General features: G+C 58.2%; 26 protein-coding genes. 19 read left to right on the top strand and 7 right to left on the bottom strand.

Annotation, left to right across the window (positions count from 1 at the left end; translation table 11 throughout):
* Nucleotides 1-46 precede the first annotated feature (46 nt).
* Together D1823_RS13910 and D1823_RS13905 are read right to left on the bottom strand one after the other, a co-directional pair.
* A complete protein-coding gene (locus D1823_RS13910) occupies nucleotides 47-1,366 on the bottom strand; it encodes an MFS transporter (RefSeq protein ID WP_117870978.1) in 1,320 nt (439 codons plus the stop codon).
* Nucleotides 1,367-1,369: 3 nt separating this feature from the next.
* On the bottom strand, nucleotides 1,370-1,627 hold the full coding sequence (locus D1823_RS13905) for a metal-sensing transcriptional repressor (protein ID WP_117870976.1): 258 nt from the start codon (nucleotides 1,625-1,627) through the stop codon (nucleotides 1,370-1,372).
* 133 nt (nucleotides 1,628-1,760) lie between these two features.
* Between D1823_RS13905 and D1823_RS13900 the strand changes: the two genes are divergently transcribed.
* From D1823_RS13900 to ptsN, 7 genes are all read left to right on the top strand, one after another.
* Nucleotides 1,761-2,375, top strand: a complete 615-nt coding sequence (locus tag D1823_RS13900; RefSeq protein WP_117872902.1) for a ribonuclease D — start codon at nucleotides 1,761-1,763, stop codon at nucleotides 2,373-2,375.
* The gene (locus D1823_RS13895) at nucleotides 2,372-3,340 is read left to right on the top strand and encodes an SIS domain-containing protein (protein WP_117870974.1); all 969 of its coding nucleotides are present in this window, start codon (nucleotides 2,372-2,374) and stop codon (nucleotides 3,338-3,340) included. Before D1823_RS13900 ends, D1823_RS13895 begins: the two co-directional genes overlap by 4 nt.
* Nucleotides 3,341-3,351: 11 nt before the next feature.
* Nucleotides 3,352-3,951, top strand: a complete 600-nt coding sequence (gene lptC / locus D1823_RS13890) for an LPS export ABC transporter periplasmic protein LptC (RefSeq protein ID WP_117870972.1) — start codon at nucleotides 3,352-3,354, stop codon at nucleotides 3,949-3,951.
* 3 nt (nucleotides 3,952-3,954) lie between these two features.
* Nucleotides 3,955-4,446 carry an LptA/OstA family protein gene (locus tag D1823_RS13885; protein WP_371415282.1) on the top strand — a complete coding sequence of 164 codons (492 nt, stop codon included), beginning with the start codon at nucleotides 3,955-3,957 and terminating at the stop codon, nucleotides 4,444-4,446.
* Complete coding sequence (lptB, locus tag D1823_RS13880) at nucleotides 4,446-5,204, top strand: LPS export ABC transporter ATP-binding protein (protein ID WP_117870970.1); 759 nt, start codon at nucleotides 4,446-4,448, stop codon at nucleotides 5,202-5,204. The genes D1823_RS13885 and lptB overlap by 1 nt, the downstream gene beginning before the upstream one ends.
* Nucleotides 5,205-5,456: 252 nt before the next feature.
* Nucleotides 5,457-6,020: a ribosome hibernation-promoting factor, HPF/YfiA family gene (gene hpf, locus D1823_RS13875; RefSeq protein WP_117870967.1), complete on the top strand. Its 564-nt coding sequence runs from the start codon at nucleotides 5,457-5,459 to the stop codon at nucleotides 6,018-6,020.
* A 58-nt stretch (nucleotides 6,021-6,078) separates the two neighbouring features.
* Nucleotides 6,079-6,543, top strand: coding sequence for a PTS IIA-like nitrogen regulatory protein PtsN (gene ptsN / locus D1823_RS13870; protein ID WP_117872900.1), 465 nt, complete (start codon nucleotides 6,079-6,081; stop codon nucleotides 6,541-6,543).
* Nucleotides 6,544-6,601: 58 nt separating this feature from the next.
* On the opposite strand, the gene D1823_RS13865 is transcribed toward ptsN, so the two are convergent.
* Complete coding sequence (locus tag D1823_RS13865) at nucleotides 6,602-7,117, bottom strand: CAP domain-containing protein (RefSeq protein ID WP_117872899.1); 516 nt, start codon at nucleotides 7,115-7,117, stop codon at nucleotides 6,602-6,604.
* Between the two features lie 169 nt (nucleotides 7,118-7,286).
* Between D1823_RS13865 and D1823_RS13860 the strand changes: the two genes are divergently transcribed.
* Complete coding sequence (locus tag D1823_RS13860) at nucleotides 7,287-7,886, top strand: L,D-transpeptidase (RefSeq protein ID WP_117870965.1); 600 nt, start codon at nucleotides 7,287-7,289, stop codon at nucleotides 7,884-7,886.
* 139 nt (nucleotides 7,887-8,025) lie between these two features.
* Nucleotides 8,026-8,208: a hypothetical protein gene (locus D1823_RS13855; protein ID WP_117870963.1), complete on the top strand. Its 183-nt coding sequence runs from the start codon at nucleotides 8,026-8,028 to the stop codon at nucleotides 8,206-8,208.
* Between the two features lie 72 nt (nucleotides 8,209-8,280).
* Here the strand turns inward: D1823_RS13855 and hemH are convergent, their stop codons facing one another.
* Together hemH and D1823_RS13845 are read right to left on the bottom strand one after the other, a co-directional pair.
* Nucleotides 8,281-9,330 carry a ferrochelatase gene (gene hemH, locus D1823_RS13850; RefSeq protein ID WP_117870961.1) on the bottom strand — a complete coding sequence of 350 codons (1,050 nt, stop codon included), beginning with the start codon at nucleotides 9,328-9,330 and terminating at the stop codon, nucleotides 8,281-8,283.
* Between the two features lie 56 nt (nucleotides 9,331-9,386).
* The gene (locus D1823_RS13845; protein WP_117870959.1) at nucleotides 9,387-10,217 is read right to left on the bottom strand and encodes an SAM-dependent methyltransferase; all 831 of its coding nucleotides are present in this window, start codon (nucleotides 10,215-10,217) and stop codon (nucleotides 9,387-9,389) included.
* On the opposite strand from D1823_RS13845, the gene D1823_RS13840 reads away from it, so the two are divergent.
* Genes D1823_RS13840 through D1823_RS13825 form a run of 4 tightly spaced genes read left to right on the top strand, consistent with a single transcriptional unit; the run spans nucleotide 10,198 to nucleotide 12,541 of the window.
* A complete protein-coding gene (locus tag D1823_RS13840; RefSeq protein ID WP_371415281.1) occupies nucleotides 10,198-10,962 on the top strand; it encodes a double zinc ribbon domain-containing protein in 765 nt (254 codons plus the stop codon). The two genes, D1823_RS13845 and D1823_RS13840, sit on opposite strands and share 20 nt — an antisense overlap.
* Before the next feature lie 38 nt (nucleotides 10,963-11,000).
* A complete protein-coding gene (gene grxC / locus D1823_RS13835; protein WP_117870955.1) occupies nucleotides 11,001-11,258 on the top strand; it encodes a glutaredoxin 3 in 258 nt (85 codons plus the stop codon).
* A complete protein-coding gene (locus tag D1823_RS13830) occupies nucleotides 11,258-12,088 on the top strand; it encodes a carbon-nitrogen hydrolase family protein (RefSeq protein ID WP_117870953.1) in 831 nt (276 codons plus the stop codon). The genes grxC and D1823_RS13830 overlap by 1 nt, the downstream gene beginning before the upstream one ends.
* A gap of 12 nt (nucleotides 12,089-12,100) precedes the next feature.
* On the top strand, nucleotides 12,101-12,541 hold the full coding sequence (locus tag D1823_RS13825) for a MarR family winged helix-turn-helix transcriptional regulator (RefSeq protein ID WP_117870951.1): 441 nt from the start codon (nucleotides 12,101-12,103) through the stop codon (nucleotides 12,539-12,541).
* Nucleotides 12,542-12,641: 100 nt separating this feature from the next.
* On the opposite strand, the gene D1823_RS21955 is transcribed toward D1823_RS13825, so the two are convergent.
* The gene (locus tag D1823_RS21955; RefSeq protein WP_162896849.1) at nucleotides 12,642-13,232 is read right to left on the bottom strand and encodes a hypothetical protein; all 591 of its coding nucleotides are present in this window, start codon (nucleotides 13,230-13,232) and stop codon (nucleotides 12,642-12,644) included.
* A gap of 13 nt (nucleotides 13,233-13,245) precedes the next feature.
* On the bottom strand, nucleotides 13,246-13,992 hold the full coding sequence (ubiG, locus tag D1823_RS13815; protein WP_117870947.1) for a bifunctional 2-polyprenyl-6-hydroxyphenol methylase/3-demethylubiquinol 3-O-methyltransferase UbiG: 747 nt from the start codon (nucleotides 13,990-13,992) through the stop codon (nucleotides 13,246-13,248).
* A 48-nt stretch (nucleotides 13,993-14,040) separates the two neighbouring features.
* Here ubiG and pip point away from each other — a divergent pair, with 48 nt between their 5' ends.
* From pip to infB, 6 genes are all read left to right on the top strand, one after another.
* Nucleotides 14,041-15,018 carry a prolyl aminopeptidase gene (gene pip, locus D1823_RS13810; protein WP_117870945.1) on the top strand — a complete coding sequence of 326 codons (978 nt, stop codon included), beginning with the start codon at nucleotides 14,041-14,043 and terminating at the stop codon, nucleotides 15,016-15,018.
* A complete protein-coding gene (locus D1823_RS13805) occupies nucleotides 15,015-15,836 on the top strand; it encodes an ABC transporter substrate-binding protein (RefSeq protein ID WP_117870943.1) in 822 nt (273 codons plus the stop codon). Before pip ends, D1823_RS13805 begins: the two co-directional genes overlap by 4 nt.
* A 159-nt stretch (nucleotides 15,837-15,995) precedes the next feature.
* Nucleotides 15,996-16,586: a ribosome maturation factor RimP gene (gene rimP / locus D1823_RS13800; protein ID WP_117870941.1), complete on the top strand. Its 591-nt coding sequence runs from the start codon at nucleotides 15,996-15,998 to the stop codon at nucleotides 16,584-16,586.
* Nucleotides 16,586-18,205 carry a transcription termination factor NusA gene (nusA, locus tag D1823_RS13795; protein ID WP_117870939.1) on the top strand — a complete coding sequence of 540 codons (1,620 nt, stop codon included), beginning with the start codon at nucleotides 16,586-16,588 and terminating at the stop codon, nucleotides 18,203-18,205. The genes rimP and nusA overlap by 1 nt, the downstream gene beginning before the upstream one ends.
* Before the next feature lie 22 nt (nucleotides 18,206-18,227).
* The gene (locus D1823_RS13790) at nucleotides 18,228-18,851 is read left to right on the top strand and encodes an RNA-binding protein (RefSeq protein ID WP_117870937.1); all 624 of its coding nucleotides are present in this window, start codon (nucleotides 18,228-18,230) and stop codon (nucleotides 18,849-18,851) included.
* An 8-nt stretch (nucleotides 18,852-18,859) separates the two neighbouring features.
* Entirely contained in the window at nucleotides 18,860-21,334 is a 2,475-nt protein-coding gene (gene infB, locus D1823_RS13785) for a translation initiation factor IF-2 (RefSeq protein ID WP_117870935.1), read from the top strand.
* Nucleotides 21,335-21,397: the final 63 nt, after the last annotated feature.

Below are 21,397 nucleotides of genomic sequence, written 5' to 3'. Positions count from 1 at the left end.
TCCGGTTCGTGGTCATTCCGGGTTTAGATCAGATAGAAGCCCTTGCTCAAGGTTCGCGTGGGATGCGCGGGTGCAGATCGTCGATGATGATCGGATGCGCGTGTGGGCCTGACCCGGCCAGATGCGGGTGATCGGGCGGCAGGTCGGGGTGATCGTGGGTGATCGGCTCTTGATCAAGGCGCGGCCAAAGGCTGATTGCACCGACGACGCCCGCCACGGACAGCGTCGCCATGCTGCTGAGTGTCACGGTCGGACCAAACACGGTCATCAGCCACCCCGCCAGCGGGTAAAGAACCAGCCAGCAACCATGCGACAGGGTAAACTGCGCGGCGAAGACGGCAGGGCGATCCTCGGGATGGGCCGACCGGGTCAAAAGGCGGCCCGAAGGTGTAAGTGTGGTGGAGTATCCAAAACCGGTAAGTGCCCACAACACGGTCAGCAGACCGAGCGACATGGGAACAGTTGCGGCCAGCATCGCGGCGACGGCCATGGAGCCTGTGGCAAAAACGGCGCCTGCGACCATGACCCGACGGTCCTCGATCCGATCCAGAAGGCGGGGCAAGGTAAAGGCCGCCAGCATTGATCCGCCTCCGAACCCGGCCAGGGCAATGGCCACGGCGCTTTCCGAGAGGCCCAGATTGGCGCGCACGATGACCACGGTATTGACGATCACCATCGAACTCAGCGCTGCCGCGCTCCAGCTGAGAGCAAGCAGCCCGCGCAACCGGGGTGTTTTCAGATAGATACGAATGCCACGTGTGGTGCGGTCATAGATGCCGCGGGGTTTGCTTGGTTTGGGTGACGGGAGCACAACCGAGACAACCAGCATTGCCGATGCAACAAAACCCAGCGCAGTGCCCCAGAACAGGCTGTTGAAGCTGACCAACAGAAGCAATGCTGCGGCGAACATTGGGCTCAGCAGGCTTTCCATATCGTAAGCCAGACGCGACAGCGACAATGCACGGGTGTATTCCGCTTCGTCCGGCAGCACATCCGGAATCGTTGCCTGAAAGGCGGGTGTGAAGCCTGCCGAGGCCGATTGCAGCACGAAGATCAGCACATAAACCTGCCAGATTTCGGTTACGAACGGCAGGCACACTGCAACAGCAGCGCGGATCAGGTCCAGCACGACCAGCATTTTGCGCCGATCCAGACGCTCGGCAAATGCAGCAGCGAGAGGGGCAACGGTGACGTAAGCCACCATCTTGATCGTCAGTGCCGTGCCAAGGACAAGGCCCGCAGCATTCCCGGCCAGATCAAAGGCGAGCAACCCAAGGGCGACCGTGGCCAGCCCGGTTCCGGTCAGGGCGACGATCTGGGCCGCGAAAAGGTGGCGGTAGGTGCGGTTTCTCAGAATACTCAGCATGGCTCAGAGGTACTTTGTGATCGCTTTGAAATCTTCGATCCCGCTACCATCGTCGTCAGAGGACAGGCAGTGTTCGATATGATCATGAATCAAAACGCGTTTGGCATTGGTGACGGCCTTTTCAACAGCAAACAGCTGTTGTGCGACGTCCGAACAGGGAGCCTGCCCCTCTAGCATGGCAATGACCTTGGCCAGGTGCCCATGGGCCCGCTTCAGCCGGGCCGTGATCTGTGGATGTGACTGGTGGGCGTGATTTGACATGGCTTATCCATATCCCCCCGATGGGGATAAGGTCAAGGATTTGGCATCGAATGGCCCGCGACTTTTGGACGGCGTTGAGTTTGGGGACCAAACCGCCTATCTCGGGGGCGATATCGCACAAAGGAATAGTCGCGTGGCGAACCATTTGTACAAAAACGATCTGCCGGATGGGCTGGATCTGGGCCCGGTTGTGGCCATTGACTGTGAAACCATGGGGCTGAACCCGCATCGCGACCGCCTGTGCGTGATCCAGATGTCAGGAGGTGACGGAAACAGCCATATCATCCAGGTGGACAAGGGCCAGACCGAGGCCCCGTACCTGAGTGCCATGCTGGAAAACCCCGATGTCCTGAAGCTGTTCCATTTCGGGCGTTTCGACATCGCCGCGATGTATCACACCTTTGGCGCCTTGGCCGCACCGGTTTACTGCACCAAGATCGCCAGCCGGCTGGTGCGCACGTACACCGACCGGCACGGGTTGAAGAACCTGTGTCAGGAACTGATTGGCGTGGATATATCGAAACAACAGCAGATGAGCGATTGGGGCGCTGAAATCCTGACGGATGCGCAGCTGGACTATGCGGCCTCGGACGTTCTTTATCTGCACCGCCTGCGGGACGAGTTGAACAAGCGGCTGGCGCGCGAGGGCCGGACCGAGATGGCGCAGGCCTGTTTTGATTTCCTGCCGATGCGTGCGAAGCTGGACCTCGCCGGTTGGCCCGAAACGGATATCTTTGCACACTCATGACCGACACCGAAGCATTTCTGAAAACCGCCCGCCAGGTCGTTACCGATGAAGCCCGTGCGCTGGACGTTCTGGCCGACAGCCTTGACGAACATTTTGCCGAGGCCGTGCATCTGATCCTGAAAGCCACCGGGCGCATCATCATCAGTGGTATCGGAAAATCGGGCCATATCGGCCACAAGATTGCCGCCACTCTGGCCAGTACCGGAACGCCTGCCTATTTCGTGCACCCGGCCGAGGCCAGCCATGGCGATCTGGGGATGGTTTCCAAAGACGATGTGGTGCTGGCGATATCGAATTCCGGCGAAGCGCCTGAGCTGGCCAACCTGCTGGCCTTTACGCGCCGCTTTGGCATTCCGCTGATCGGGCTTTCCAGCAAGCCAGAAAGCACGTTGATGAAACAGGCGGATGTGCATTTGCTGATCCCATCAATGGGTGAGGCCTGCGGTTTTGGCATGGTACCTTCGATCTCTACGACGCTGACTCTTGCCATGGGCGATGCGCTGGCCATTGCGCTGATGAAGTATCGCGATTTCCGCCCCGAGGATTTCCGTGCCTTCCACCCCGGCGGCAAGTTGGGAGCGCGGCTGAGCACCGTGGGTGACCTGATGCATACCGGCAACGCCCTGCCTCTGGTCGCAGCGAACACCCCGATGAGCGATGCGCTGATCGAAATCAGCCAAAAGGGTTTCGGCGTGGCCGGTGTAACGGATGCGCAGGGGCAGTTGTCGGGTATCATTACTGACGGTGACTTGCGCCGGCACATGGACGGTCTTCTGGATAAAACGACCGAGCAGGTCATGACGGCCAGTCCGACCACCATAATACCGGGCGCATTGGCCGAAGAGGCGGTGGCGATCATGAATGATCGCAAAATCACATCTCTTTTCGTGGTTGACGAGGCTTCATCAGGTCAGCCCCTGGGCCTTCTGCATATCCACGACTGCCTGCGCGTCGGTCTGGGCTGAGGGAGACTGAAGTGGACAGGTATTCCCGCATGGTACAGTTCCTGAAGGTTCTGTTGCCGCTTGCGGCCATTCTGATGCTGTCCACCGTGTTCTTACTGTCCCGCAGCATCGAAACCAACGTGTCGGTGCCATTTGCTGAGAAAGACATTGACGAGCGGCTGGCGCAGCAGGTGGTCACTCAGCCGAAATATCGCGGGACAACCCGCAAAGGCGAAGATGTTCAGATTGAGGCCACCCAAGCAAAGCAGGGCAGCGAAGACGAAACCCCGACCGCATCCGAGTTTCGGGGACGTCTGGGGCTTCTCAGTGGCGGAACGATATTTCTGGACTCCAATTCAGGTTTGATCCGCCCAGATGAGGGCACGGCAACTTTCGTTGGCGATGTGGTAATTACAACCGCTGACGGTCTTAAAGTCACAACGGATCTGCTCAACACGTCGCTGGACGAAATCCGGGGCGACACTCCGGGGCGGGTAAATGGAACCGGGCCGATCGGCAACTTTTCCGCCGGACGCATGACCTTCGGGGCTGAAAAAAAGGGCGGACCGGTCCATATTGTTTTTACAGACGGTGTGAAGCTGGTATACGAGCCTGAAAAAGCAGAAAGATAACCTGTGTTCGATTTTCGATTTGTTCCTTTGTGCCTGGCTCTGGTTGCAGGTGCCGCTCCCGCAACTGCGCAAGAGGCGCAGGTGGCTTTTGGTTCTGCTAATGCCGACCCGAGCCTTCCGGTCGAGGTGACATCCGAAACACTGAACGTCAATCAGGAGGACGGGTCTGCCGAATTCCTCGGAAATGTCATCGTAGTTCAGGGCGAAATGCGGCTGACTGCCGAACGGGTTCTGGTGATTTATAACGAGGAACGCTCGGCCATCGAACGGATGGAAGCCACCGAAAATGTTGTTCTGGTCAGCCCGCCGGATGCTGCGGAGGGCGATTGGGCAGAATACACAATCGATTCCGGTGTGATCGTCATGAAGGGTAATGTCCTGCTGACGCAAGGTCCCAGCATCATCAGCGGCGACCAGATGAACGCCAATCTTACGACGGGCACAGCCACAATGACCGGACGCGTCAAAACGATCCTTCAACAGGGAAACAATTGATGGCGCGACCCAACCTGTCAGTGGCCGAAGGCAGTTCCGGGCTGCGAATTGAGAAGCTGCGGAAGTCTTACCGGAAAAAAACGGTGATCCGCGACGTCTCGATGACGCTGGACCGGTCCGAAGTCGTTGCCCTGTTGGGACCCAACGGGTCGGGTAAGACCACAACATTTTATTCCGTGGCCGGGCTCGTTTTCCCTGAGGCCGGTAAAGTCACTATAGATGGCCAGAATGTTACGACTTTGCCGATGTACCGGCGCGCGCGGATGGGCATTGGTTATTTGCCGCAGGAGATGTCGATCTTTCGAGGCATGAGCGTCGAGGACAATATCGCTGCGGTACTGGACATCACTGTCCCTCATTCACACAGGCGGAAAGAACGGCTTGAAGAGCTGTTGTCGGATTTCTCGATTGAACACCTGCGCCGTGCGCCAGCCCTTGCCCTTTCCGGCGGTGAGCGTCGCCGCGTTGAGATTGCGCGGTGTTTGGCCGCAGACCCGAAATACCTTCTGCTGGATGAACCGTTTGCAGGCGTTGATCCGATCAGTGTCGGCGATATCCGGCATCTGGTTGCCGACCTGAAAAAACGAGGAATCGGTGTTCTGATCACCGACCATAACGTGCGGGAAACGCTGGAAATTGTCGACCGCGCCTACATTCTGCATGACGGGCAGGTTCTGATGTCCGGCACACCGGATGAAGTCGTCGAGAACGAAAATGTACGCCGGGTCTATCTGGGCGAAAACTTCCGTATTTCATAGGCTTGTGCTGGCCTGCGTCGGATGCATGACGGAAATCGCGTATATACACACCTGTTTTGATTGACTCTTCCGTCGTCTCTTGCCTCAATTGTCCCATGGCATTTAACCGGTTCCAGTCTGGAGATCGATGTCCCTTCGTTGAAGGGCTGGTTTTAAGGCAACCGCGGAAAGTGTCTCGACCCCCCACCCGATAAAAACAAGTTCGTCGCGTAACGTGACGTCAGAATGGGTGTGAATTGTGAAGGAGATCACATGCGTTACCAAATCAGCGGAAAACAGATCGACATCGGTGCGGCGCTGCAGACACACGTGCAGACCGAACTGGGCGAGGTTGTGGGCAAATATGCCCAGCGGCCTACGGATGCCAATGTCGTCTTTTCCCGTTCAGCGCATGAATATGTATGCGAAACAACAGTGCACCTGTCTACCGGGCTGACCGCCCAGGCCAAGGCGCACGCAACCGAAATATATGCGGCGTTCGAGGCATGCTGCGACAAAATGGAAACACAACTGCGGCGCTACAAGCGTCGTTTGAAGGACCACCACAAGGATCGGTCCGAACCGGTTGAACTCTTTGGGGCGTCCTCTTATATCCTCGCCTCTGACGAATCGGACACGGCCGATGAACCCGAATCGCTGCAGCCCATGATTGTGGCTGAGATGGAAACAAAAATCCCATCTTTGAGCGTTGGTGAAGCCGTGATGCAAATGGAACTTGCCGGTGCCCCGGTGCTGGTGTTCAGAAATGAGAACAAGGATGGATTGAATGTCGTGTATCGTCGCGAAGACGGCAACATCGGCTGGATTGATCCTTGACAGGCAGGAATACGGCGCCGCACCCGCCGAGGCGGGTGCTGTGCCATGGAGCGTTATCATGGAGCTTTCGAGCATACTGAAGCCCGAAGCAGTACGTGTATTGTCCGCCGCTTCCAGCAAGAAGCGGTTGTTTCAGGAAATCGGCGATGTCGCGGCCGCTAATCTGGGCCTCGATTCTCAGGCAGTCGTCGACTGTCTGCTTGAGCGGGAAAGCCTGGGCCCAACCGGCGTGGGGCATGGCGTGGCGCTTCCGCACGCGCGTTTGCCCGAGCTTGATTCGGTTTCGGGCGTATTCGTCATGCTGGAAAAGCCCATCGACTTCGGATCGGTGGATCGTCAACCCGTAGACATTGCCTTTGCACTGTTTGCACCGGAAGAGGCCGGGGTCGATCACCTCAAAGCGCTGGCCCTTGTGTCGCGCACGCTGAGGGACACGTCGGTGTGCACCAAGCTTCGGGCGAACCCTGATCCGGTCAAACTCTATGCGATCCTGACCGAAGCACAATCTATGCAAGCGGCATAAACTGCAAAAAAAAGACCCCCGAAAATCGGGGGCCATTTCATTGAATCCATATTCAGCATCAGCCGCCAGTACCCATTTCCAGCGTCCACCAGATTTTGCCGCCGTTTTCCTGATGCCAGGCGAACCCCATCTGAGTGGCCTTGGGGTCCATGATGACTGCACGCGGCCCGGGCTCCTGCATCCACGCGGCAAGGGTTTCCGTTTCGGTTTCATAGGTCTCGGAAATGGCTTCACCGAGGAACGTGCCGAAATAGCCGACCCGTGCAGCCCGATCAATCGGAGAGGACCCGTCCGACCCGAAGTGCCAGGGCCGGTTCTGCCGGGCCATGTCCTTGGAATGAGTCGCCGCAGCCGCGTTCAGCTGCGCGTTCAGCTGGACAGGCTGCAAACCTTGGGCCTGTCGCAGGGCATTGACCGAATCAACCATACGAAACTGCAGTTTTTCCGGGTTGCCGCGAATTTTATAAACCGTTGGCAGCGGGCGGCCGTCCGCACCAATGGTTGTGGTGCCGGTGTCTGTACATGCCGCTAGCGCGACAAAGCAAGTCAAGAGTAAAGAAACGATGCGCGTCATGATCGACCTGATTATTGTGTCAATACAGGGCATAGCGCGCCTGACAGTTCTGAGCAAACGCGCAATAGCCTAAACTTGCGTGATTCTGCCGGTTTGATTTGCGACTGAAGCATTCTGGCAATAGAATGTCATAGATTTCAGACCTCATCTAAACACAGGACCCGTTGTCATGGTCAAAAAGCGCATTCACTCGTCCACACGCAGAGGTTTTCTGGCAGGGGCTACCGCGACGCTGGCAACCCCGGCACTGGCGCAATACATCCCCGGTGATCCGCTGCGTCCCGCACCCGAGCCCGAGGCATCCGTGCGCCGGAACGTATCGGGTTTTCGGGCGCTGGATTGGCAGCCGTACTTTTCGAACACCAGAAACGGAGCTATTCTGGTCGATACCGTGTCGCGCGCGCTGCATTATTGGTCAGATGATCAATCCGTATATAAACTCTACCCGTCATCGGTTCCGCTGACCGAGGAAATGACCCGCCGCGGTCGCACCAGCGTTATTCGCAAGGTAGAAGGCCCCAGCTGGTCTCCGACGCCATCGATGAAAAAGCGAAACCCGGAATGGCCTGACCATATCCCTCCGGGTCCTGATAACCCGCTGGGAACACACGCTTTGTACCTGGCCTGGAAATACTACCGTATTCACGGAACGCACGATACGCGCAAAATCGGGCGACGGTCGTCGAATGGCTGTATTGGTCTGTTCAACGAAGACATTGCTGAGTTGTTCTTGATGACGAAGGTCGGCACGCAAGTGTTGCTAATTTGACGACATTTTCGTGTGGGAACCTGCTTACCGGTCAAGTTGCAATTGCATTCCAGCGCCAATGCTGATTAGAAAAAACCACGAGGTAAGTCTTAGATGTGCGGTTCCGGGCATTGGAACTGCGCAAATTCTGGAGGTTAATATGAAGAAACTCGTTCTCGCTGCTGCACTGACTGCTGCTGCTTCGACCGCTTATGCAGGTAACCTGGAAGAGCCGGTTGTTGAAGCACCTGTTGTTGTAGAAGAAACTCAGGGTTCGTCGCAGGGCATCCTGCTGCCGCTGATCCTGCTGGTCGTTGTTGCTGCTGCTGTTGCTGCAAGCTAATTCGACGCGGAATTCACGAAGAAGGCGGTGGAGCAATCCACCGCCTTTTTTGTTTTCCCAAGGCTGTGCCGGTCAGTCCAGCCAGCCGCGCAAATTGTCTTCGATCACCGTGCCCAAAGCAGCCATGTGCGCCGGGTCGTCGTTTAGGCATGGAACATAGGTGAAGGTTTCGCCGCCCGCTTCTTCGAAGCTTTCCTTGATCTCTTCGTTGATTTCTTCCAGCGTTTCGATGCAGTCGGCCGAGAATGCCGGCGCGATGACCGCTAAGTTCTTTTTGCCCTGCTTGGCCAAATCCGCCACATGATCCACTGTATAGGGTTTCAGCCATTCCTCGGGGCCGAATCGCGACTGGAACGTTGAAACCAGTTGATCGTCTGACCATCCCAGCCGTTCCTTCAGCAGCCGTGTCGTCTTGGCGCACTGGCAATGATAGGGGTCACCCTGTTGCAGATACCGTTCCGGCATCCCGTGATACGAGCAGACCAGAATATCGGGTTTTGTCTCCGCCGCTGCATAAGCACGCTCAACGGATTGCGCCAAGGCGTCGATATAGGCGGGTTGGTCGAAATAGGCGGGTACGGTTCGCGAGGCGGGCTGCCAGGCCTCATCCATCAGTGCACGAAAGAACTGGTCATTGGCGGTGGCCGTGGTTGCGCCCGCGTATTGTGGGTAAAGCGGGAAGAACAGAATACGGTCACAGCCCGCGGCAACCATCTCGCGTACTTTGGATTTGGTCGACGGGTTGCCGTAGCGCATACAGAAATCGACCATCACCTGATCGCCATAACGATTCTGCATCGCGTCGCGCAGCTTGGCAGTCTGGTCCTTGGTGATCGTCATCAGCGGGCTTTCGCCCTTTTCGTGATTCCAGATCGATTTATAGGCTTCACCCGAACTGAACGGCCGTTTGCTGAGGATGATCCCCTGAAGAATCGGTTGCCATTTCCACTTCGGATAGTCGATGACCCGCTGATCCGACAGGAACTCGTTCAGATAGCGGCGCATGGGCCAGTAGGTGTAATCATCCGGCGTTCCCAGATTGGCCAGCAAAATGCCAACGCGGCCCATCTTGACCTTCGGGTGGTCGGCAGGGGCATGAGCGGGGCGAGTGGCATCAAACATGTGGGCATTCCTGAGTTATCGTGTTCCGACCTGAGATAAAGGGATTTGGTTGCGCGTCAATCCGGCAGTTTGCCCTCTTCCGTGCGCAAGACATCTGCAAGACGCATTTGGGCTGACCCCGGGCGCAGCGGCTTTGGTTGGCTGTCATCGGGGGACCAACCGGTCAGGCAAATCAGTTCGAACGTAGCGGCAAGGCGGCCTGTTCCCGTCGAAAAGTGATCCGAATAGATGCGTTGCGCGGCTTCAAACACTCTGCGTTGGGTCGGGCATTTCAACCGAGCCGTCAAAGCGTTGGCCTCGCCCATGTCCCGCAGATCGTGCATCAGGTGCCGGACATCGCGGTATTCCGCCGTCAGCGGTACGGCATCGGCCACTGGCAATGCCAGACCGGCCCGTTGCAGCAATCCGCCGAGATCGCGCAGCTCGGCCATAGGGGCGACGCGGGGGCTGAGCCCGCCCGTGACCTCGATTTCGGCCTGACCCAGCGCGGCGCGCAATTCGTGAAGGGTCTCTCCCCCAAGGCATACGACAAGCACCAGCCCGTCTGGCTTCAAAGCCCTTTTGCATTGGATCAGTTGGCCGACCGGGTCATTGGCGCAGTGCAGCGCCATCGCATGAATCGCCAGGTCATGAGCACCGGGTTGCAGTGCCAGCACATCGTCATCCGCGACAATGGCGGCATCAGGAAAAACGTCCGCCCAAAGCTGTGGGAAAGGGGTTACAACCGCAGGAGCCGTAAATGTTTTGTTAACCATGGAGAGCCGATCCTGCACCTCATCAATGGCGGCGCGATGCAAGAACAAGGCGTCGTCCTTCGCGCGGGCGCGATGATTCAGAATGGCGTTGCGGTCGAAAAGAGAGGGTGCGGTGGACTCGGGTAGTTTCATAGGTCGCAAGTATCGCATTGCGCAGCGGATTCAAACTGCCCTTGCATTGATCTATCCGCCGCGTTGCATGGGCTGTGGAGAGTTGACCGAATCCGATTTTGGCCTGTGTGGGGCGTGTTGGCGGGATACGCCGTTCATCGGTGGTACGATTTGTGAAAGCTGTGGTGTGCCCGTGATCGGGAGCGCGGACAGGTTTCGGACGGAGTGCGACGATTGCCTGAAAGCCCCACCGCCCTGGAAAGCGGGCCGCGCTGCGTTGCTGTATGATGGGAAGGCGCGGTCACTTGTCTTGGCTTTGAAACACGGCGACAGGACCGAGTTGGCACGTCCGGCTGCACGTTGGCTGGCACAGTCCGGACGCGAGCTGTTGCGGCCGGAGATGGTGATTGCTCCGGTGCCGTTGCATTGGTCGCGCCTGCTGAAACGGCGTTACAACCAGTCTGCACTGTTGGCACGAAACCTGGGGCGAGAAACCGGGTTGGAGTGCGTACCGGATCTGCTGGTGCGCAAACGTCGGACCCCGGTGCTGGACGGGAAGACTGCGCAGGAGAGGGGCGAAGCCCTGGAGGGCGCAATTGGCGTCCACCCAAGGCGCGCACTGCATTTGAAGGGGCGCGATATCCTGTTGGTGGATGACGTGATGACATCCGGCGCGACGCTGACGGCGTGCACGCGTGCGTGTCAGGTCGCAGGGGTAAATCATATTTTCGTGTTGGCACTGGCGCGCGTTGCCAAGGATGCCTAATTCGCCCAAGATTGCACGAAACCCTAGGGGAACGGAAAATGAAGTCGGTAGAAATCTATACCTCGCCGCTCTGTGGCTATTGCCATGCAGCCAAACGCCTGCTGAAGCAGAAAGGCGTTGAGTTCAAGGAGGTTGACGTTCTGATGCACCCCAAGCGCAAACCTGAGATGATCCAGCGTGCCGGTGGTAAACGCACCGTGCCTCAGATTTTTATCGGGATACAGCATGTAGGCGGCTGCGACGACCTTTATGAACTGGAGCGGCAAGGCAAGCTTGACCGTTTGCTTGCGGCCTGATGAAGACCGCGCTGCTGCAAATCACCTCGTCGGATGATCCGGTCGAAAACCTGGACATGGTGCGCGCCATGGCGGCCGACGCGGCAGGGCAGGGTGCGCGCTTTATCCTGACGCCAGAGGTCACGAATTGCGTGTCAAACAGTACGACGCGGCAACACGAGGTTCTTCAGCACGAAGAAGACGACATCACCTTGGCCGGCCTGCGGGATCAGGCCGCCCGACTGGGCGTTTGGGTGTTGATCGGATCACTGGGCATCAAAACTCAAGACGCTGACGGGCGGTTTGCCAACCGCTCTTTCATGATTGATCCGCAAGGTCAGATCGTGGCGCGCTACGACAAGATCCATATGTTCGACGTGCAGGTCACGGAAACCGAGACGTTCCGCGAATCAAAGAACTACCGCCCCGGCAAAAAGGCGGTCATAGCCGAAACCGACTTTGGCAAGGTGGGTCTGACCATCTGTTACGACATCCGGTTTCCATACCTGCACGCGGCTTTGGCACAGGCAGGCGCACGGGTTTTGACTGTGCCGGCGGCGTTTTCACCGGTAACGGGCGCCGCACATTGGGAATCGCTATTGCGGGCACGGGCGATTGAGACGGGCTGTTGGGTCTTGGCTCCGGCACAAACGGGGGAACACCCGACGACGCATGGAAAGACACGTTTTACCCATGGGCACAGCATGGTTGTGGACCCTTGGGGAAAGGTGCTGATCGACGCAGGGACAGATCCAGGCATTCACATTTTCGATTTGGATGATAGTTCTGTGACTGAGGCGCGCCGTCGCGTGCCGTCGTTGACGCACACCCGGTCTTTCACTGGACCCTGACAGAACTGAACAATGACAGAAGACACCAATGCCCTTGCGGTCACGCTGTTCAGCGAGATCCTGACCGCAGACCAGTTGTTGCGTAACCGGCTCAGCCGGGTGCTGCCCAAGGGTATGGAAATTTCGCATTTCTCGGTGCTGAATCATCTGGTTTTTGTCGGCGACGAGCGTAGCCCCGCGCAACTGGCCAGCACATTCCACGTGACCCGAGGCGCGATGACCAACACCTTGGCCAAGTTGGAATGGGCCGGATACATTCACATCCGCCCCGACTGGGACGATGCCCGTCGCAAGATGGTCGCGATCAGCCCCGCCGGTCGCCGCGCGCGGGATCAGGCGATTTCGTCAATCGCGCCGCTGATCAACCGCGTGGTCGGAGAGCTGGGGCTGGAGCGGGTCCGCAGCGCCCTGCCAGTGCTGCGGGATTTGCGGTTGCAGTTGGAGGGGGAGTAGGGATCAGCGAACCGTTGTCCCAAGGTGGATCCAGGACTGGTGTGGTCGGGCGCTGGCAGGCTTGATGCTCATGCAATGTGCCGCGGACTAAACGGCCACTTCATTCTAAGAGCATTCTATCCAGAAGCTGCCGTAAATCACGGGGATGCAAAGCAGGAAGATTAGCCAACCAAATTCCGGCCGAAGCCGCCGCCGCGAAAAGAAGACAAGATTCAATTCCTTCTTTTCCTTCTTTGCCCTCATATTGCCCACCATGAACAAGCCATACCAAATACTCTCCTTTTTCTTCTTCATTCGTGGAGAATATTCTCCCTACATTGCATCCTTCGTCAGAGAGTTCGTGTTTGGAAAATGGTTCTGTCGTCTCCTCCGTCAGTTCTATTTCGACTGGTTTCAAAAACTTTCCATCCGAAACTATCTCGGGGTCAATAAAGACGAAAAAATACAACGCCCTTACCAGATCATAGTTGTTCGAGTTCGAACCCAAGTAACGATCTGCTATTTCCTGAGTCGCCTCAGAAACCTTAGGATCGCTTACATAGCCATACAGCGGAACTCCTTCATGTTCGTACACGAACACGCCCGCATTCTCTTCTGCTGTGGCTAGTGTGTTATCGAACAAGGTAGCAGCGGAAATTGCCGCACCAAAAAATACCGCGCGCCACGGCGCGTAACTTAAAGATCGAATCAAAAAAAAACCTACCTCACCCCGCCTTCACACTCGCCGTCACATAATTCACGCTCAGATCCCGGTCCGAGATCGACCAGCTCCACAGGATCGGGTTGAACACAAAACCCTTCCGGTCCACCGGCTCCAACCCGGCTTGGCGCAGCAGGTCGGACAGCTCGTCGGGGGTGATGAACTTGTTCCACTCATGCGTGCCGCGTGGAAGCCAGCGCATGACGACCTCGGCCCCGAAAATCGCCATCGCATAGGATTTCGGGTTGCGGTTGATGGTTGAACAAATCTCCAAACCGCCGGGCTTAAGCAACTTTTGTGTCGCGGTCAGATAGGACAGAGGATCAGCCACGTGTTCGACCACTTCCATGTTCAGTACCACATCGAACTGCTCGCCCGCAGCGGCCATGTCCTCGGCCGTGGTGTGGCGATAGTCGATTTGCAGCCCCGATTGCTCGGCATGAATGCGGGCCACGGGCAGGTTGCCCTCGGCGGCGTCGGCGCCCACCACCGTAGCACCGAGTCGCGCCATGGGTTCGCTCAGCAGCCCGCCGCCGCAGCCGATATCCAGCAGGCGCAGGCCTTCGAACGGCGTCGGCGACTTTAGGTCGCGATCGAATTCACCAGCGATCTGCTGCGTGATATAATCCAGCCGGCACGGATTAAGCATGTGCAATGGTTTGAATTTCCCGTGCGGGTCCCACCATTCAGCCGCCATCGCCTCGAATTTTGCGATCTCGGACGGGTCCACCGTGTTCGGATGCGCTTGCATTCCTGTCTCCGTGTGCTCTTTTACGCTTAAGGACTATATAGGGCCATAATGGACAAGTACCCGGACCAAAAGCGCGCAGTTCAATATCTGTACCCGCCGATCGATCCTTTCGATCAGCGGATGGTCGATATGGGCGATGGGCACCGTATCTATGTGGAACAATGCGGCAATCCTGATGGCATACCCGTCGTGATCCTGCACGGGGGTCCGGGGGGTGGCTGCAGCCCAGCCATGCGGCGGTATTTTGATCCGCAGGCGTACAGGGTGATTCTGTTCGATCAGCGCGGATGTGGAAGATCGCGCCCCACAGCCTCGGTCGAAGACAATACAACGTGGCATCTGGTGGCCGATATAGAGCGGCTGCGCAAACTGTTCGAGATCGAAGAATGGATTGTATTTGGTGGCAGCTGGGGTGCGACTCTGGCGCTGATCTATGCCCAGACTCATCCCGACCGGGTCAGCCGGTTGGTCTTGCGCGGCGTGTTTCTGGCGACTCAGGCCGAGCTTGACTGGTTCTATGGCGGCGGCGCCGGGCGGTTCTGGCCCGAGCAATGGCAGAAGTTCACCTCACTGCTGCCAGAAGTTGAGCTTGAGGACACCATTGCCGCCTATAACAAACGTCTGTTTTCGGGAGACCGTGCGACAGAAGTCCTGTACGCGCGGTCCTGGTCGCATTGGGAGAATGCGCTGGCTTCGATCCACACCAACGGATCAGTTGGAGAAAGTCCCGGCGAATACGCGCGCACCTTTGCGCGGCTCGAGAATCACTATTTCACCAACAAGGCGTTTCTGGAAACGGATGGGCAGATTCTGGATCAGATTGATCGAATTGCGCACATTCCCGGCCACATCGTGCAAGGGCGCTATGACATGATCTGCCCGCCCCAGGCCGCGTGGTCGCTGGCAGAACGCTGGCCGAATGCCGAGCTGAAGATGGTTCGTCAGGCGGGGCACGCATTGTCAGAGCCGGGCATCAGCGCAGAGCTGGTACGGATCATGGATCGTGTGGCGGAGGGTATCGCATGACCCGGATTGACCGCCGTGCTCTCTTTGCCTCTGGTGCCGCGGCTGCATTGCTGGCAGCGACAGGTGCATCCCTTGCGGATACGCCCAAAAAAGGTGGTACATTGCGTCTGGCCGTTCCGCGCGATGACAGCCTTGAGCGCGTCGCGCGTGGCGCCGTGTTCGATACGCTGACCGAGATCGCCCCGGATGGTACATTGCGTGGTGAGCTTGCGACAGGCTGGCAAACCGACGCCGACGCACGGGTCTGGAGCTTTGATCTGCGTGATGACGCGGTCTTCCATGATGGCGAGCCTTTGCATGTTGTCGACGTCTTGGCCGTTTTGGCTGAAGTCGGAAGAACCGAGGCACTTGCCTCCAACCGCCTGCGGCTTGAGCTTGCCGAGGCAAACCCGGGGCTGCCTTTCATGCTGGCAGACAGCCACTTTGTTGTTACGCGCGCCGGTGAAACCGTAACACCGTTGCGCACTGCCAACGGCACCGGTTGCTATCGTGTCGAACGGGCTGAGGATGGTCGCCATTTCCTTGGGCGTCGTGTGGAGGGGCATTACAAAGATGGTGAGGCCGGATGGGCTGACGCGGTTGAGGTCATAGTGATTCCGGACTCTGCTGTACGGGCCGAGGCGCTGCGGGACGGGTATGTCGATATTGCCGCGCTCCCGGATCAGGCAGGAATTCGAGGCAAGCGCGGTGTCCGGTTCCACCCGTCCGAGGCTGACATGGCCCTTGCCGTATCAGGTGCTGTCGGGATGCCGCGGCAGATTGCCGGGAACGCCGTACTGGACGATGGCCGTATCGCCGAACGGTGGTGGATGATGTAAATCCGATCGCAATTCCCGCTGGGGGTTGCAGACTCGGACCATCCTGCGTATACGCAGTTTCAACAGCGGCGCGTTGGACTTCTGGTCCAAGGCTCCACCGGAAAATTCGACGGGCCGCGCGCCCGTTTTTTTGTGCCCGTTTGAAGGGTAGAGCACCAGATGACAAACGACTTGATAGCCAAAGCTGCCATCGACCGGCGACTGGCCGAGATCATCACCCCCGTGATCGAAGATCTGGGGTATGAGTTGGTTCGCATCCGACTGATGAGCGGCAAGCTGACCACACTGCAGATCATGGCCGACAAGCCCGATGGCGGAATCGAAGTGGATGATTGCGCTGAAATTTCCAACGCGGTCAGCGCCACGCTGGATGTCGAGGACCCGATTCTTGACGCCTATACGCTTGAGGTCTCCAGCCCCGGTATCGACCGCCCTCTCACCCGTCTCAAGGATTTTGAGAACTTTGAAGGGTATGAAGCCAAGATCGAGACCGCCGAACTGATTGATGGCCGCCGCCGTTTCAAGGGTGAACTGGCCGGGATCGAAGGGGAAGAGGTTCTGATCAACATCCCCGAGGGGGATGAGACAATCACCATCGGTCTGCAATTCGACTGGCTGAGCGATGCCAAGCTGGTCCTGACCGATGATCTGATCAAGGAAATGCTGCGCCAGCGCAAGGATGCCGGTGCCCTGAACGAAAACGCTTTCGACGAGATTGAGACCGAAGGGTCCGAAGAGGAGACGAACTGATGGCAATCACCTCAGCCAACCAGCTGGAGCTGCTGCAGACCGCCGAGGCCGTGGCCCGCGAAAAGATGATCGACCCCGGTCTGGTTGTCGAAGCGATGGAGGAATCGCTCGCCCGTGCCGCCAAGAGCCGCTACGGCGCCGAGATGGACATCCGCGTCAGCATCGACCGCAAAACCGGTAAGGCGACCTTCACCCGTGTTCGCACCGTGGTCGAGGATGAAGAGCTAGAGAACTACCAGGCCGAGATGACCGTCGAGCAGGCCAAGCAATACATGGAAGCGCCCCAAGTTGGCGATGTCTATGTCGAAGAAGTGCCTCCGGTTGAAATGGGCCGGATCGCGGCGCAATCGGCCAAGCAGGTCATCTTGCAAAAGGTTCGTGAGGCCGAGCGGGATCGTCAGTACGAAGAATTCAAGGATCGCGCAGGCACCATCATCAACGGTGCGGTCAAGCGCGAGGAGTTCGGCAATGTGATCGTTGATCTGGGCGGTGCCGAAGCCGTTCTGCGCCGCAATGACAAGATCGGTCGCGAAAGCTATCGCCCGAATGACCGTGTGCGCGCGTATATCAAGGAAGTGCGCCGCGAAGTACGTGGCCACCAGATCTTCCTGTCGCGCACTGCGCCGGAATTCATGGCCGAGCTGTTCAAGATGGAAGTACCGGAAATCTATGATGGCATTATCGAGGTCAAGGCCGTAGCCCGCGACCCCGGTTCGCGCGCCAAAATCGCCGTCATCTCGTATGACAACTCGATTGACCCTGTCGGGGCCTGCGTTGGTATGCGCGGCAGCCGCGTGCAGGCTGTTGTGAACGAGTTGCAGGGCGAGAAAATTGATATCATCCCATGGAACGAAGATCAGCCGACCTTCCTGGTGAACGCGCTGCAACCCGCCGAGGTGTCAAAGGTGGTTTTGGACGAAGAAGCCGGTAAGATCGAAGTTGTGGTTCCCGAAGAGCAGCTGAGCCTTGCCATTGGTCGCCGCGGCCAGAACGTGCGTCTGGCCAGCCAGCTGACCAATCTGGACATCGACATCATGACCGAAGCCGAAGAATCGGCGCGTCGTCAGAAAGAATTCGAAGCCCGTACCCAACTGTTCATGGAAACATTGGATCTGGACGAGTTCTTTGCTCAGTTGCTTGTTTCTGAAGGGTTCACCAACCTCGAAGAAGTGGCCTATGTCGAGATTGACGAACTGCTGGTCATCGACGGTGTTGACGAAGGCACCGCGCAGGAACTTCAAACACGTGCGCGTGAGTATCTGGAGGCACAGGCCAAGGCTGCACTGGATGCAGCGCGTGCACTAGGTGCCGAGGACAGCCTCATTGAATTCGAAGGTCTGACACCCCAGATGGTGGAGGCACTGGCCAAGGACGATGTGAAGACCCTGGAAGACTTTGCAACTTGTGCCGACTGGGAACTGGCCGGTGGCTGGACGACCGTCGATGGTGAACGCGTCAAGGATGACGGTGTACTGGAGCCTTTCGGTGTAACGCTGGAAGAAGCGCAAGACATGGTCATGACTGCGCGTATCCTGTTGGGTTGGGTTGATCCCGCAGAGCTGGAACAGGCGGAAGAAGACGTCGACGGCGACGCAACAGGCGAGGAGGTCGAGGCCTGATCTCAGGCTTCGGGTGGCGCGTATGAGTCGCGGTGGCGTCCATAAGGATCGGTCCGAGGGGCCCGAGCGTAAGTGCATCGCCACAGGCGAGGTTCAGCCCAAGTACGGGCTGATCCGCTTCGTGGCAGGGCCGGACGGTCAGGTTTTTCCGGATGTCGCGGCGAAACTGCCGGGACGAGGGGTCTATGTGGCGGCGGATCGTGCCGCTCTGGAAATGGCCATTGGCAAGAAACTGTTTGCGCGGGGGTTCAAGGCACAAGTGACCGTGCCCACGGACTTGACAGATGAGGTTGAAAAGCAGATCGCACGCCGTGTTGTTGAGCTGCTCAGCCTGGCGCGCAAGTCCGGTGATGCGGTTGCCGGGTACGAAAAGGTCAAGACGTGGCTGGACCGGGAAGAAGCACAGGTGCTGATTCAGGCCGCGGATGGATCGGGGCGCGGTAAGTCCAAGCTGAGTACGCCGCACTTCGGAAAATACATAGGTTGGCTAACCGCAGACGAATTAGGGCAGGCATTTGGGCGCCAAACGGTGATTCATGCTGCGTTGGCCTCTGGCGGACTCGCCAAACGTGTTGTAGAGGAAGCGCAGCGCCTGCGTGGCTTGCGCGAAACGGATGACGGCGGCAGGGGCCGCACGGAAGGGTAAATAGCTTTATGAGCGATAATGACGGCAAAAAGACATTGGGTCTTCGTGGCGGGACACGTCCCGGAAATGTGAAACAGAGTTTCAGCCACGGACGCACCAAGAATGTCGTGGTGGAAACCAAACGCAAACGCGTGGTGGTCCCCAAGCCGGGCGCAGCAAAGCCGGGTGGCGGTACTGCACCTTCGGGTGATCCGTCGCGTCGTCCCGCGGGAATTTCCGATGCGGAAATGGCCCGCCGGATGAAGGCGCTGCAGGCTGCTAAGGCCCGCGAGGTCGAAGAGGCCGCCGCCCGCGAGGCAGCTGAAAAAGCGCGCGAAGAAGAGCGCGCCCGCCGCCGTGCGGAACTTGAGGCCAAAGAACGCGAACAGCGCGAAGCTGAAGAGCGTGCGCGACAGAAGGCTGAGGATGAAGAGCGCAAGCGCAAAGAGGCGGAAGAAGCCGCCAAGCGCGCTGCTACGGCGCCTGCTCCGGAAGAGCCCAAAGTGGCCCGCAGCCCGGCGAGTAAACCTGCGCCTGCGGCCACACCGCGCAAACAGGATCGCGAACGTGAACAACGTGGTCGTGGCAAGGGTCGCGACGACAACCGCCGTTCGGGGAAGCTGACTCTGGGTCAGGCCACCGGTGGCGAAGGCAACCGGCACCGGTCGATGGCAGCGATGAAGCGCAAGCAGGAGCGTGCGCGTCAGAAAGCCATGGGCGGCACTGTCGAGCGGGAAAAGGTCATCCGTGACGTTCAGTTGCCCGAAGCTATTCTTGTTTCGGAACTGGCCAACCGTATGGCCGAGCGTGTGGCAGATGTGGTCAAATCGCTGATGAACATGGGCATGATGGTCACGCAGAACCAGACCATCGACGCCGACACTGCCGAGCTGATCATCGAAGAATTCGGCCACAAGGTTACCCGTGTCTCTGATTCGGATGTTGAAGACGTCATCAAGGAAGTCGAAGACAGCGAAGCAGATCTGCAGCCACGTCCGCCTGTCATTACCATCATGGGTCACGTTGACCACGGTAAGACTTCGTTGTTGGACGCAATCCGCGACGCGCGGGTTGTGGCGGGTGAAGCCGGTGGCATCACGCAGCATATCGGTGCCTATCAGGTAAAAACCGATGGCGGCACGACGCTGACCTTCCTGGATACGCCAGGTCACGCGGCCTTTACTTCGATGCGCTCACGCGGTGCTCAGGTAACGGATATCGTGGTTCTGGTTGTCGCCGCCGATGATGCGGTGATGCCTCAGACGATCGAAGCGATCAACCACGCTAAGGCGGCCGGAGTGCCGATGATCGTAGCGATCAACAAGGTCGACAAGCCGGATGCAAATCCGGACAAGGTACGCACCGATCTGTTGCAGCATGAAGTCATCGTCGAGAAAATGTCGGGTGAGGTTCAGGACGTCGAAGTGTCCGCTATCACCGGTCAGGGGCTGGACGAGCTGCTGGAAGCCATCGCGCTTCAAGCCGAGATTCTGGAGCTGAAAGCCAACCCCAACCGCGCCGCTCAGGGTGCAGTGATCGAGGCCCAATTGGATGTGGGTCGTGGTCCTGTGGCCACTGTTCTGGTTCAGAACGGCACGCTGCGCCAGGGCGATATCTTTGTCGTGGGCGAGCAATACGGTAAGGTCCGTGCGCTGATCAACGACAAGGGTGACCGCGTCCAGGAAGCGGGCCCGTCAGTTCCGGTTGAGGTTCTGGGTCTGAATGGCACGCCCGAAGCAGGCGACGTTCTGAACGTGACCGAGACCGAAGCACAGGCCCGAGAGATCGCTGAATACCGCGAGCAGGCTGCCAAGGACAAACGCGCCGCCGCTGGTGCTGCGACCACACTCGAACAGCTGATGCAGAAGGCCAAGGAAGACGAAAACGTCACCGAGCTGCCGATCCTGATGAAGGCAGACGTTCAGGGTTCCGCCGAGGCCATCGTTCAGGCGATGGAGAAGATCGGGAACGACGAGGTTCGCGTGCGTGTACTGCACTCGGGCGTGGGTGCCATCACCGAAACGGATGTCGGTCTGGCCGAAGCTTCGGGCGCTCCGATCTTTGGCTTCAACGTCCGTGCCAACGCCTCTGCCCGGAACACCGCAAACCAGAAGGGTGTCGAGATTCGCTATTACTCGGTGATCTACGATCTGGTCGACGACGTGAAAGCTGCCGCATCCGGCTTGCTGAGCGCTGAGATCCGCGAGAAGTTCATCGGTTATGCCGAGATTCGCGAAGTGTTCAAGGTTACTGGTGTCGGCAAGGTTGCTGGCTGTCTGGTGACCGAAGGCGTTGCGCGTCGCTCCGCAGGCGTCCGCCTGCTGCGCGACAACGTGGTTATTCACGAAGGCACGCTGAAGACGCTGAAGCGTTTCAAGGACGAAGTGGCCGAAGTTCAGTCTGGCCAGGAATGCGGTATGGCGTTCGAGAACTACGACGATATTCGCGAGGGCGATGTGATCGAGATTTTCGAGCGCGAAGAAGTTACCCGCACCTTGGATTGATCCGAAGCGGGATAGAAACAAGAAAACAGCGGCTCAGATTGGGCCGCTGTTTTCTTTTGTAGA

It is taken from the genome of Ruegeria sp. AD91A (assembly GCF_003443535.1).
Taxonomy (GTDB): domain Bacteria; phylum Pseudomonadota; class Alphaproteobacteria; order Rhodobacterales; family Rhodobacteraceae; genus Ruegeria.
This window is presented reverse-complemented; position numbering and strand designations above follow the sequence as displayed.